At 69.4% G+C, this 13,007-nt stretch carries 7 protein-coding genes; 2 read left to right on the forward strand and 5 right to left on the reverse strand.

Translation table 11 applies throughout. From position 1 onward, the window contains the following. From dusB to ACTHK2_RS18910, 5 genes are all read right to left on the reverse strand, one after another. Nucleotides 1-968, reverse strand: a 968-nt coding sequence (gene dusB, locus ACTHK2_RS18890; protein WP_440247283.1) for a tRNA dihydrouridine synthase DusB, incomplete at its 3' end; no start/stop codon positions are given. 357 nt (nt 969-1,325) lie between these two features. After that, entirely contained in the window at nt 1,326-2,975 is a 1,650-nt protein-coding gene (locus ACTHK2_RS18895) for a hypothetical protein (RefSeq protein ID WP_440247284.1), read from the reverse strand. 191 nt (nt 2,976-3,166) lie between these two features. After that, nucleotides 3,167-6,103, reverse strand: coding sequence for a protein kinase domain-containing protein (locus ACTHK2_RS18900; RefSeq protein WP_440247285.1), 2,937 nt, complete (start codon nt 6,101-6,103; stop codon nt 3,167-3,169). 745 nt (nt 6,104-6,848) lie between these two features. Further along, nucleotides 6,849-8,513: an MFS transporter gene (locus tag ACTHK2_RS18905; protein ID WP_440247286.1), complete on the reverse strand. Its 1,665-nt coding sequence runs from the start codon at nt 8,511-8,513 to the stop codon at nt 6,849-6,851. Between the two features lie 119 nt (nt 8,514-8,632). Continuing rightward, nucleotides 8,633-10,009 carry a hypothetical protein gene (locus ACTHK2_RS18910; protein WP_440247287.1) on the reverse strand — a complete coding sequence of 459 codons (1,377 nt, stop codon included), beginning with the start codon at nt 10,007-10,009 and terminating at the stop codon, nt 8,633-8,635. A 238-nt stretch (nt 10,010-10,247) separates the two neighbouring features. On the opposite strand from ACTHK2_RS18910, the gene acs reads away from it, so the two are divergent. Together acs and ACTHK2_RS18920 are read left to right on the forward strand one after the other, a co-directional pair. Then, a complete protein-coding gene (gene acs, locus ACTHK2_RS18915) occupies nt 10,248-12,188 on the forward strand; it encodes an acetate--CoA ligase (protein ID WP_440247288.1) in 1,941 nt (646 codons plus the stop codon). Nucleotides 12,189-12,311: 123 nt separating this feature from the next. Further along, the gene (locus ACTHK2_RS18920) at nt 12,312-12,962 is read left to right on the forward strand and encodes a response regulator transcription factor (RefSeq protein ID WP_440247289.1); all 651 of its coding nucleotides are present in this window, start codon (nt 12,312-12,314) and stop codon (nt 12,960-12,962) included. Nucleotides 12,963-13,007 lie beyond the last annotated feature (45 nt).

The raw sequence follows: 13,007 nt of genomic DNA on the forward strand, positions 1-13,007 counted from the left end.
TCCGCGGCGAGTGCGTCGAAGTAGTCGCGCGTGAGGCGCTGCTGTTCGGCGGCGCTTTCGGCGCGGTTGGCGACCGCGCGGAACGCGGCGTTCTCCGGGCGATCCTTCGCGTACCAGCCAAGGTGCTTGCGTGCGATGCGCACGCCCTGCTGTTCGCCGTAGAAGGAATAGACGTCGTCGAGGTGGCCGAGCAGGATGTCGCGCACGTCGCATGGCGACGGCGGCGCGAGCGTCTCGCCGGTCGCGAGGTGGTGCGCGACCTCGCGGAAGATCCACGGCCGGCCCTGCGCGGCCCGGCCGATCATGATCGCGTCGGCGCCGGTCACTTCGAGCACGTGCCTGGCCTTCGCGGCCGAATCGACGTCGCCGTTGGCGAACACCGGGATGCGGATCGCCGCCTTGATCGCGGCGATCGTCTCGTACTCGGCTTCGCCCTGGTAGAGATCTTCGCGGGTGCGGCCGTGCACGGCGAGCGCGGCGATGCCGGCGTCTTCGGCGATGCGCGCGATGCGCACGCCGTTGCGGTTGTCGCGGTTCCAGCCGGTGCGGATCTTCAGTGTGACGGGCACGTGGACCGCGGCAACGACGGCGGCGACGATGCGCGCGACGAGCGCCTCGTCCTGCAGCAGCGCCGAACCCGACCAGACGTTGCAGACCTTCTTCGCCGGGCAGCCCATGTTGATGTCGATGAGCTGTGCCCCGTGGTCGACGTTGTAGCGCGCGGCGTCGGCGAGCATTGCCGGATCGTAGCCGGCGATCTGCACGCTGACGGGGTCGGGTTCGCCGACGTGGTCCATGCGTTTGAGCGACTTGCGTGTCGTCCACAGGCGTGGATCGGCCGTCGTCATCTCCGACACGGCCAGCCCCGCGCCGAGCCGCTTGCACAGCTGGCGGAACGGCTTGTCGGTGACCCCGGCCATCGGCGCAAGCACGACGGGCGGGTCGATGAAGTGGGGACCGATGCGCATGCGGGCGCATTGTAGCCGCGCAGCGCGTCGCTTCTGGAGGATCGCGACTGAAAGTCGCTCCCGCCGAAACGGAGGCAGCCGCGATGCTCCCCGGCCCTCAGCCCTCAAAGCAGGTAGGGCGGCTCAAGGCCAAAGGCCGGAGCCGCCAGATACGACGACGCGGAGTACAGGCGGATCCGCCGCTGCGCGGCTTGATCCGCTCTACGGGTCGCTGCTGAAGTCGCTCCCCCACCGACGCCGTCTTCCGTGTGGGAGCGGCGGCAGCCGCGATGCGCTCCAGCCCTCAGCCCCCAGCCCTCAAGAAAAAGGCGACAAAAGAGGCGGCCCATGGCCGCCCCTCTCTCCATCCCGCGCCGATCAGCGCTTCGCCGTCCTGCGCATCTTCGCCGCAACCGCCTTGTCCACATGGCGTCCGACCGCGTGGCGCGCCGGCGTGTCCGTCGGATCGATGCTCACGTCGTCGATGAAGATGTTGCCGTCGAAGGTACCGCCGCCCGGGTAGTCGTACTGGAACTGGATCGTGTGCTCGGCGCCGTCGGCATAGCTCGAGATGTCGATCGACTGCTGCACGTACTGCACATCTCCCGCGAGCGCGGACAGGTCGGTCGTCTGGACCGGCGTGCCGTCGACGGTCACGGTGAGCGTGCCAGCGACGTCCGGGACGCCCGCGGCGAAGCGCCAGTAGTTGAGGTACCGCGGGCCGCCGGCGGGCATCGTCAGGGTCTGCGCGAGCGTCTGCGTCTCCGCGTCGCCGCCGCCCCAGCCGCCGAACCAGACGGTGTAGATGCCGTCGTGCGTGGGCATGCCGCCCGACACGAAATCGGTGCCGCCGCCCGAGTTCGGGTTGCCGTCGAGCGCGTCCCAATGCGGGTTGGGTCCGTAGTCGCTCTCGGTATCCTCGAAACTGCCGTCGGTGACGACCGGCGGCGGCGGCGGCGGATCGAAGCCGTCGGCGAACAGGTGGTCGATCGGTTCGTTCACGCCGTCGACGATGAAGGTGATCATGCCGCCCACGCCGAACGTCCAGCCGGCGACCTTCGAACCGTCGCCCGATACCGCGGTCAGCCCGCCCGACAGCGGCAGGGTGAGATTGTCCGGCAGTTCGATGCCGCGATCGGCGAGGTAGTCGGTGAACATCTGCGAGCCGCCCGCTTCGGTCCAGATGTAGAGCGCGCGCGGCGGGTTGTCGAAGAAGCCGCTCGCGCCGACGATGGTCTTGCCGTCGTCGCTGACGCCGAACGCGAACGGCATCACCGGGATCTGGGTGAGTTCGCCGGTCGCGACATTCATGCGCCAGCTGCCGCCGGCCGGATGGCTGCTGCCGACCACCCAGGCGCCGTTGCCGCTGATGCCGTCGGCTTCGCCGGCGTCGATGCCGTCGGCGTCGCGCACGTAGGTCGCGACGCGGTCGATCCAGACGACGCCGCGGCGGAATCCGGTGTCGGGGTCGTCGCTCCAACCGCCGACGACATGGCCGTCCGCGCTGATCACGTTGCCGCGCGAGGCGCTGGTCGCGTTGTCGACCGGCAGGTCGACGACGCCGTCGACGGGCGAGTAGTAGTACGCCTTGGCGACGCTGAAATCGTCGGTCCAGGCCAAGCCGACGGCGCTGCCGTCGTCGGCTATGTCGTAGGCGTCGACGTTGTCGATGCCGGCCGGGAGCGGCAGCGGCGTGGAGGTCGCCGCTCCGATCGGCGATACCGCGGGCAGGTCATGGCCGCCGTTGGCGCTGCCGCCGTCGTCGGAGCGCGCGCCGGAAATCGTGCCGAGGTTGTTGATGCCGTTGGCGTAGACCATGTCCTGCACGAGGTCCTCGGCGCCCGTCGACGCGGTCCAGCGCAGGCCGCCGGCGCCGAACACCGAGGCGACGAGGTACTCGCCGTTCTGCGAGAACTTGGTCGCCTGGGCGTTCGGGGTCGTGAGTTCGATCACGCTCGCCGCTTCGGCGGCGCCGCCGGCAAGGACGAGGGCCGCGGCGAGCGCTGCGGCAATCGGGGAAATACGCATGCTGACTCCTGGACGTATGGATGGCCGGACCGATGCCGGTGTCGACCCGGTCCACGCATCGCGGCCCGGGAGTTCCCGACGCTAGTCCGGCACCGCCGGGGCGGGACTCTCGCGTCATTCGCGACCCATTCGCAGACGCTTCGCGGAGCGTTTTCGCCTTGCGCGACAGGCGCTTGGCGTGCAGGTGGGGCTCAGTGCCGGCGGCGCGACGGCACGACCGCGGCAAGGCTGCGCACCCGGCGCAGCGGTTCGCCGTAGCGGCCGGCGAACTCGACGTGGCTGCCGCCGATCGCCTCCGCCTCGCCCAGGTGGCTGCGCGCATCGGCGTCGCGGCCGAGCGCGAATTCCGCTTCGGCGAGCGCGAGCGCCGCCTCGGCGATGCGAGGGCTGGTCGGCAGGTACAGCTCGCCCCGTGTCGCGAGCGCGCCGGCGAACAGCGGCTGCGCACCCGCCGCATCACCCCGCAGCAGCCGCGCGCGCGCCTCGATCATCGCGGCGTCCGCGATCGTCGAGCGCAGGTACGGTGCGAGTTCGCTCGCCCGCGCGCGTGTGCCGACGTCGGCGGCGCGTGCGATTGCTCGATCGGCATGCTGCTCGAGCCATTCCAGCTCGGCCTCGACGAGCTCGCGTCGCAGCGTCGCGGCGAACGAGGCGAGCGCGTCGCCGTCGAGTGGCGGCAGGCTCGCGAACTGCTCGCGGGCGCCGGCGACGCGCCCCGCGTCGAGCGCGATGCGGATGCGGAGCATCGCCGTCAGCTCGCTCGGCCGCCGGCCGACACGCGTGAGGATGTCGGTCGCCTCGGTCAACGTGCGCTCGGCCGCGTCGTCGCGGCCGAGTTCGACCTCGGCGTCGGCGAGCCGCTGCAGCGAGGTGCCGAGGAACGCGCCGTCCGGGTCGAAGCTGCGCGCGAGCGCGACCGCCGCCTCGGCGTCGGCGAGTGCCGATGCGGTATCACCGGCGCGTGCGGCGGCACGGCTCGCAGTGCCGAGCGCGTAGGTGCGCAGCTGCAGCGCCTCGACGCCAACGTCGCCGGTCGGTGCGGCGGCCTTCGCCTGTCGCGCGGCGTCCAGTGCCTCGCGCGGCCGGTCCGCGTTGAGCAGGACGGCGGCCATCGTCGTCTGCGCGCGCACGAGGTCGTAGTCATGCTCGTCCTTGAACGTGCGCGCCTGCTCGATCGCATGCACGAGTGACTCCCGCGCCGCGGCATGGCGCGACAGGTAGCTCTGCGCCTCGCCGAGCTGGCGCCAGTAGGTCGAGAGCATCGGGTTGCGCGCGCCGTCACCCGCGAGCGCGACGTCGACCGCGCGCTGCAGCGGCACGATCGCCTGCGCGACGCGCGCGCCGTAGCCGGCGACGAGCCCTTGCAGGTAAAGCGCCTGCGCGAGCGCGTCCGACGGCGGACCACGCTCGAGGATCGCCACGGCCGCCGCGGTTTCGCGCGCCGCGCTCGGCAGGTCGGTCGTGACATGGCTGCCCGCGCGCGTGACGAGCAGCTTCGCGCGCAGCTCCGAATCGTCGTCGCCGAGACGGTCGAGGATCGCACCTGCTTCCGATAGGGCGGCCTGTCCCTCATCGCCGTCGCTCGACACGTCGGCGAGCGCGATGAGGTCGGCGGCGAGCTCGCGCGAAGCGCCCCCGTACAGGCGCCGGCTCAATTCGACGGCCGCATGGCGCACCGGCACCTGCTCGGCCGACAGCGCGAACTCGCCGTACAGGTCACCGAACAGCCGCAGAAGCGCGAGCTTGTTCTGCGGCGCGTCGTCGAGTTCGCCCTGGATGCGCTCGACGCCGATGTCGAGGAGTTCGCGCGCGGTCGTCGCGCGCGCCTTCACCGGGTCGGCCTGGCGGCTGCTGCTGTGGCGGAACAGGTCCACCATGAACGCCTGCACCGCGGCGGAGCTGCGCGCTTCGGCGCGCGCCCTGTTCGCCTGCCAGGCGATGCCGCCCAGGGCGATCGCCATCGCCATGAAGACCGCGGCCGCGCTCGCGAAGCCGAGCCAATGGCGGCGTACGAAACGCCGCACGAGGTAACCGCTCGCGCCCGCGCGCGCGGCGACCGGTTCGTGCGCGAGATGGCGGCGCAGGTCGTCGGCGAGCGCGCGCGCGTCCGGGTATCGCGCCGCCGCGTCGCTGCGCAGCGCGCGCCGGACGATCGCGTCGAGATCGCCGCGCAGCGCGCGCGGCGCGACCCCGCCTTCGCCGCTCGCTCGGCTCGGCGCGGGCAACGGCTGGTCGGCGAGGCGGCGCAGCGCCGCGCTCATCGGCGCGCCCTCGGTGGGCCAGGGCAACGTGCCGGTCAGGAGTTCGAACAGGGTGACGCCGAGCGCATGGACGTCCGTGCTGGTACCGATGTGCCCGCCGGTGAGCTGCTCGGGCGCGGCGTATGCGGGCGACAGGTGCAGGGTCTGCGTGCTGTCGCGGCTGCACTCGGGGTCGAGCAGCCGGGCGATGCCGAAGTCGAGCAGCTTCGCGCGGCCGTCCGCGCCGACGAGGATGTTCGCGGGCTTGATGTCGCGATGCACGACCAGGCGCGTATGCGCATAGGCGACCGCATCGCACACCTGCACGAACAGCTCGAGGCGCTGGCGCAACGACAAGGCCTGGCGCCGCGCATACGCGGTCAGGTGCTCGCCCTCGACGTACTCGATGACCAGGTAGGCCGAACCGCGCGCGTCGACGTCGGCTTCGTAGAGGCGCGCGATGCCGGGGTGCTCGAGCGAGGCGAGGATGCCGCATTCGATCGCGAAGCGCGCGCGCGTCGCTTCGTCCGCGCCGCGCACGAGCTTGATCGCGGCGCGCTGCGCGAAGCCGCCGTCGTCACGTTCGGCCAGCCACACTTCGGCCGAGCCGCCGCTGCCGAGCTTGCGCACGAGGCGGTACGCGCCGACGCGACGCTCGGCGCCCTGCGGCGCCGGCACCGGCACGTCGGCGACGTCGCGCAGCGGCGTCCGATCGAGGAAGCCATCGCCGGACTCGGCCAAGCGCAGCAGGCGATCCACGCGCTGGCGGTACGCGGCGTCGGTGCCGCACGCCTGGGCGAGCAAGGCGGCGCGCTGATCCGGCGCGCATGCGAGCGCGCGCGCGAGCAGCGCTTCGATCGCTTCGAGTTTGCGGCTGGTCGGATCCACGCCTGCAGGTTCCCGGGTTCCGCATCGTGCACGACCGAGTATCGCACCGGCCTCGGGTGGCCGCGTCGCACGCGGGGCGGCGCTTTCCTTTCCTTCTACGCTCCGGTACGCCGAACTCCGCCATCACGTGGGCCTTGGTGACCTGGCGGAACGTTTCGCTCCTCGGCGCTCCATGTGGTAGCCGCGCAAGGCTTCTTCCGCCGTGGCGCGGCGCTGTCGCGAGGTTCCGCTCGCCTCGGCGGCGAGCGGGTGACTTCTCTTTGCTCGCCCAAAGAGAAGTCACCAAGAGAAAGGGCACCCCGCGTCGCCGCCCGCGAGGCTTCGCCGCGTGGGTCCGCGGTCGTCGCCCCCTTCGGGCCCTTTCGGCCGCCGCCCGCCGGCGCCGAGGGGACTCCGGTGGAGCAAAGCAGAAGCGGCAAAGTGCAGGAAGCGGAAGCAGAAGCTCCCTCGTCGTCGTCCCGGCGAAACCCGGGACCCAGCGTCTTCGCCACGCACAGGAGCTGGATTCCGGCTTTCGCCGGAATGACCACCACCTTGAAGCCAAGGGAGTCTTGCGCCGATGTCGGTATCCGGCTCCGAGCGCAATGTCCCGCGCGGTGGGCCGAGGCCCCGAGGCCTAACTTAGGCATGGGTGGAGATCGAAAAAAACCTTCCCCGTTGCCGGGGAAGGTTTGCCACGAGGCGGTCGCGCGGTCGGGGAGGAAGAGAGGGTGAGCGCGTGAGCCGCCTTTCCCGAGCAGGAGGGCTACTTCGATATGTCGACGTCCTTGGTTTCGCGCAGGAAGAACGTGCCGATCACGAAGGTCATCGCCGCGATGATCACCGGGTACCAGAGGCCCGAGTAGATGTCGCCGGTCGCCGCGACGATCGCGAAGGCGGTGGTCGGCAGGAAGCCGCCGAACCAGCCGTTGCCGATGTGGTAGGGCAGGCTCATGGAGGTGTAGCGGATGCGCGTCGGGAACAGCTCGACCAGCCATGCGGCGATCGGGCCGTACACCATCGTCACGTAGATCACGAGGATCGTGAGGATGAAGAGCAGCATGCCGTGGTTGATCTGCGCCGGATCGGCCTTGGCCGGATAGCCGGCCGAGGTGAGCGCATTCTTGAGGTCGGCGTTGAACGTGTCCGCCTGCGCCTTGAACGCGGCCGCGTCCATGCCGGTGCCGTTGAACGACTGGATCGTCGTCGCGCCCACCTTCACGCTCGCGCCGTCCACCCCCGGCGTTTCCTGGTTCGAATACGGCACGCCACCCTTCGCGAGCGCGCACTTGATGATGTCGCAGGCGCTGGTGAAGGTCTTCTTGCCGATCGGGTCGAACTGGAAGCTGCACTTGGCCGGGTCGGCGACGACGACGACCGGGCTCGTCGCCGCGGCATGTTCGATCGCCGGATTGCCGTAGTGGGTGAGCGCCTTGAAGAGCGGGAAGTAGGTCAGCACCGCGAGCAGGCAGCCGAGCATGATGATCGGCTTGCGGCCGATGCGGTCGGACAGCGCGCCGAACACGACGAAGAACGGCGTGGCGATGAGCAGTGCGCCGGCGATCAGCAGGTTCGCGGTGACCGCCTCGATCTTCAGCACCTGGGTCAGGTAGAACAGCGCGTAGAACTGGCCGCAGTACCACACGACCGCCTGGCCCGCGGTCGCGCCGAGCAGCGCGAGCAGCACGACCTTGCCGTTGTCCCAGCGCGCGAACGATTCGGTCAGCGGCGCCTTCGAATGGCGCCCTTCGGCCTTCATCTGCTGGAACAGCGGCGACTCGTTGAGCTGCAGGCGGATGTAGACCGAAATCGCGAGCAGCAGCGCCGAGATGACGAACGGGATGCGCCAGCCCCAGGTGTCGAAGTCAGCGCCGAGTATCTTGCGGCAGGCGAGGATCACGATCAGCGAGAGGAACAGGCCGAACGTGGCGGTGATCTGGATGAAGCTCGTGTAGAACCCGCGCTTGCCCGGAGGAGCGTGTTCGGCGACATACGTCGCCGCGCCGCCGTACTCGCCGCCGAGCGCGAGGCCCTGCAGCAGGCGCAGCGCGATCAGCAGGATCGGTGCGGCGACGCCGATCGAGGCGTATGTCGGCAGCACGCCGACGAGGAACGTCGACAGGCCCATGATGACGATCGTGATGAGGAACGTGTACTTGCGCCCGATCATGTCGCCCAGGCGGCCGAACAGGATCGCGCCGAATGGACGCACCGCGAAGCCCGCCGCGAACGCGAGCAGCGCGAAGATGAAGCCGCTGGTCGGGTTCAGGCCCGAGAAGAACTGCTTGGCGATGATCGCGGCGAGCGATCCGTACAGGTAGAAGTCGTACCACTCGAATACCGTGCCTACACTCGACGCGATGATGACGCGCTTGTGGCCGGTGGTGAGCGGAGCGGACGACGATGGGGAAGTGGTCGCTACGGTTGCCATGGTATGGGTCGCCCCCAGGGTTGATGACGGCTGTCGCCGGCGAGGTGGGTGATCGGTGCTGCGTCGCGCGGATGCGCGCAGCCAAGGGTCCCGCGCGCACGGCGCGGGACCGCGTGCGATCAGAACGTGTACATCGCGCTCACGGCGATCTGGTTGCCGCTGGTTTCCTTGGTCGTATCGGCCGACACCGACTTCAGCGTGTCGTGCAGGAACTCGATTCCGAGCTGGTACGGACCACTGGCGTAATGCAGGTTCAGCGCGGTCTGCCGGTTGCGCAGCAGGCCACTCGCGCCGTTGCCAGCCCAGGCGAGCACGTCGCCCGAATCGGGTTTGGCGGACGCGAAGAACGCGTTCATGCTCCAGTTCTTCGTGAAGCTGTAGCCGACCTGGAAGAAGCCGCCGGTTTCCTGGATGTCGCCGAACTGGGACATCGCGCCGAAGATCGGGCCGAGGCCCTTGCCGGTGTAGACGAGGCCCTTGAGGTTCCACGGCCCCGGCTTCCACGAACCGCCGATCTCGATCCCGGTGCTCTTGAGGCCCGACTTGACCGGCGTCGCCGCGCTGCCGTCGACGCCCTTGAGGTCGATGTCGGCGTAGTGCGCGGCTGCATAGGCGAGCCAGTTGGAACCTTCGGCACGGATGCGCGCCTCGATCTGCGGGCGGAAGTCCGCATTGCCTGCGGTCAGGTGGTTGACCGCGGTACCCTGGTTGTTCCAGCTGCCTTCGAAGGCGCCGACGTCGAGGCGCCACTTGGTGCCTTCGGCGCCATGGTTGAGGTCCTGCATCATGACCACGCCCGGATAGCGCCAGCCGATCACGCCGGTGCCGTAGCCGAGCGGGAAGGCGAGGTGCGACAGCGAGGTCGGGATGTTGTCGATCGGGAACATGAGGTCCCACTGCTGGCCGACGCGCACCTTGGTGCCCGAGTCGGCGCGCGCGATGTCGAGATAGGCCGGGCGCAGGCGCGGTGTCGGCTGCGCGAGGCTGTAGGCGCCGGTGCCGTTGTAGCCACCGAAGAAGTCCCTCTCGATGCGACCGCCGCCGGTCCAGTCGTCGTTGAGGCGCGCGCCGGTGATGTCGAGCCAGAAGCGCGTATTGCGGATGTCGACGCCGCTCAGCGTGCCCTTCGAGCCGACCACGGGGAATTCCGCGTTCTGGCCGTTGCCGTAGGTGAAGGACTTGTTCTGGCTGAACGCGGTCGCATTGACGAAGCCGTGGAACGCGACGCTCATGCCGGGCGCGGTCGTGAATGCGGGCGTTTCCTTCTTCGCCTCCGGCGGTGGCGGCGGAGGCGGTGCCTGCACCACCACCGGCGGCGCCTCGCGCTGCGCCTTGATCTGGTCCATCAGCAACTGGACCTGGTGTTCGAGTTCGCTGACGCGCTGCTCGAGTGCGTCCTCGCGCTTGGAACCTGCGATCGCGATCGCCGGCAAGGCGAGCGTGCAGGCGAGCGCGAGCGCACTCATGCGCAGGCCGCGACGTAGCTGTGCATGCATGGTGACCGACCCCTCTTGTGGTGAACCGCAACGGTTCGACATCTCCCCATGGCGTGCGCCGAGCGCATCGCCAGCCCCGGGTGCGAATCGGCACCAGGCTGTCCGAGCTTGCGCGCGGCCGCGGCGCCGTCTCAATTCGCCAAAGGTCGCAACTCGACTAAAGTCGCAGGCGCAGCGCCGGCCCGCGCGGCGCGGGCTACCATGGCGCCACGCAAAGACGCTTTCCGGAGGGACTTCGATGGCCAGCCTGCACCCCGTTTCCGCCGATTTCGCCGCGCGATCGCGCATCGACAAGGCGGCATACGAACGCGATTACGCCGAGTCGGTGCGCGACCCGGCCGCGTTCTGGGATCGCGTCGGCCGTCGTCTCGACTGGATCAAGCCGTACACCGAGGTCAAGGACGTCTCGTTCGACGCACGCGACCTGCACATCCGCTGGTATGCCGATGGCCAGCTCAACTTGGCGGCCAATTGCCTCGATCGCCACCTCGCCACGCGCGGTGACAAGACCGCGATCATCTGGGAAGGCGACGACCCCTCGCAGTCGCGCCGCATCAGCTACCGCGAACTGCACGCGGAGGTCTGCAAGGCGGCGAACCTGCTCACCCATCTCGGCGTCGGCAAGGGTGATCGCGTCGCGATCTACCTGCCGATGATCCCGGAGGCGGCGGTCGCGATGCTCGCTTGCGCGCGCATCGGCGCGGTGCACACGGTCGTGTTCGGCGGCTTCTCGCCCGACTCGCTCGCCGGACGCATCGCCGACTCCGGCTGCAAGATCGTCATCACCGCCGACGAGGGCATGCGCGGTGGCAAGAAGGTGCCGCTCAAGATCAATGTCGACGAGGCGCTGCAGCGGCCGGGCACCAACAGCGTCGAGACCGTGCTCGTCGTGCGCCATACCGGCGGCGCGGTCGCGATGCAGCCGCCGCGCGACCGCTGGTGGCATGCGTTGATGGAAGGCCAGCCGGCGGCCCACGAGGCGGCCGCGATGAACGCGGAAGACCCGCTGTTCATCCTCTATACCTCCGGCAGCACCGGCAAGCCGAAGGGCGTGCTGCACACGACCGGCGGCTACCTCGTCTATGTGAGCTACACGCACGAATGCGTGTTCGACCTGCGGGAGGACGACGTCTACTGGTGCACCGCCGACGTCGGCTGGGTCACCGGCCACAGCTACCTCGTGTATGGCCCGCTCGCCAACGGCGCGACCACGGTGATGTTCGAGGGCGTGCCGAACTGGCCCGACACGAGCCGTTTCTGGCAGGTCGTCGACAAGCACGAGGTGACGTTGTTCTACACCGCGCCGACCGCGATCCGCGCGCTCATGCGCGAAGGCGAGGCGCCGGTGAAGAAGACCTCGCGCGCGAGCCTGCGCCTGCTCGGCACGGTGGGCGAGCCGATCAATCCCGAAGCCTGGGAGTGGTACTGGCGCGTCGTGGGCGACGGCCGCTGCCCGGTGGTCGACACCTGGTGGCAGACCGAGACGGGCGGCATCCTGATCACGCCGCTCGCGGGCGCGATCGACCAGAAACCAGGGTCGGCGACCAAGCCGTTCTTCGGCGTGAAGCCGGCGATCGTCGACGCCAACGGCACGATCCTCGAGGGCGCCACCGAGGGCAACCTCGTCATCACCGATTCATGGCCGGGGCAGATGCGCACCGTCTACGGCGACCACCAGCGCTTCATCGACACCTACTTCCGCACCTATCCCGGCATGTATTTCACCGGCGACGGCGCGCGGCGCGACGAGGACGGCTACTACTGGATCACCGGTCGCGTCGACGACGTCATCAACGTGTCCGGCCATCGCCTCGGCACCGCCGAAGTCGAGAGCGCGCTGGTCGCGCACCCGAAGGTCGCCGAGGCCGCGGTGGTCGGCTACCCGCACGACATCAAGGGGCAGGGCATCTACGCCTACGTCACCCTGAAGAGCGGCGAGCCGGCGACCGACGAGCTGCGCAAGGAACTCGTCGCCTGGGTGAGAAAGGAAATCGGCCCGATCGCGACGCCGGACCAGTTGCAATGGGCGCCCGGCCTGCCGAAGACGCGCTCGGGCAAGATCATGCGCCGGATCCTGCGCAAGATCGCCGAGAACGCGCCCGATCAGCTCGGCGACACCTCGACGCTGGCCGATCCGTCGGTGGTGAAGAATCTGGTGGATGAGCGGTTGGTGAAGTGAAAGCCGGGAATGGTGATTCGTGATTGGTGATTCGCAAATGCACGCGACATATCGCGATCGCCGGTTCGCAGGCACCACGAATTCCCAGCCACGAATCACCAATCACCAAACACCAATCACCATATGCGCGAAGTCCTGATCGCCGACGACCATCCGCTGTTCCGCGACGCGCTCAAGCGCGCGGTGCAGACCGAGTGGCCGAATGCGTTGTTGCACGAGGCCGACAGCGTGCCGGCGCTGCAGGCGCTCATCGACGCGCATCCGGACGCGGAGCTGCTGCTGCTCGACCTGCACATGCCCGGTGCGAGCGGCTTCTCCGCGCTCGTGCACGTGCGCAGCCAGTATCCGGGCCTGCCGATCGTCGTCGTCTCCGCGCATGAGGAGAGTGCGGTGATCACCCGCGCGGTTGCGCACGGTGCCTCGGGGTACATCCCGAAATCCGCCTCGATCGGCACGATCGTCGACGCGGTGCGCGGCGTGCTCGCCGGCGAGGTGTGGCTGCCCGAGTCGCTGGTCGGCACCGGCGCCGCGCTCGCGCCGGCCGAAGCGGACGCCGCCGCCCGCATCGCCGAACTCACGCCGCAGCAGTTTCGCGTGCTCGCGATGATCGCCGAGGGCCTGCTCAACAAGCAGATCGCCTACGACCTCGGCGTCTCCGAAGCGACCGTGAAGGCGCACATGACCGCGATCATGCGCAAGCTCGGCGTCGGCAACCGCACCCAGGTCGCGCTCCTCGCCAACCACCTCGCTGTCGACGACGAGTCATTGTCCTGAAGCGGACGGCAAGCCAAAGCCAGACCTGAAACACGAAGGACACGA

It is taken from the genome of Dokdonella sp. (genome assembly GCF_051958935.1).
Lineage (GTDB): Bacteria > Pseudomonadota > Gammaproteobacteria > Xanthomonadales > Rhodanobacteraceae > Dokdonella_A.

Excerpts from the sequence above, each read along its gene's own strand:
- ACTHK2_RS18895 (WP_440247284.1), bottom strand. The coding sequence starts at position 2,975 with ATGCGTATTTCCCCGATTGCCGCAGCGCTCGCCGCGGCCCTCGTCCTT.
- ACTHK2_RS18905 (WP_440247286.1), bottom strand. The coding sequence starts at position 8,513 with ATGGCAACCGTAGCGACCACTTCCCCATCGTCGTCCGCTCCGCTCACC.
- ACTHK2_RS18910 (WP_440247287.1), bottom strand. The coding sequence starts at position 10,009 with ATGCATGCACAGCTACGTCGCGGCCTGCGCATGAGTGCGCTCGCGCTC.
- acs (WP_440247288.1), top strand. The coding sequence starts at position 10,248 with ATGGCCAGCCTGCACCCCGTTTCCGCCGATTTCGCCGCGCGATCGCGC.
- ACTHK2_RS18920 (WP_440247289.1), top strand. The coding sequence starts at position 12,312 with ATGCGCGAAGTCCTGATCGCCGACGACCATCCGCTGTTCCGCGACGCG.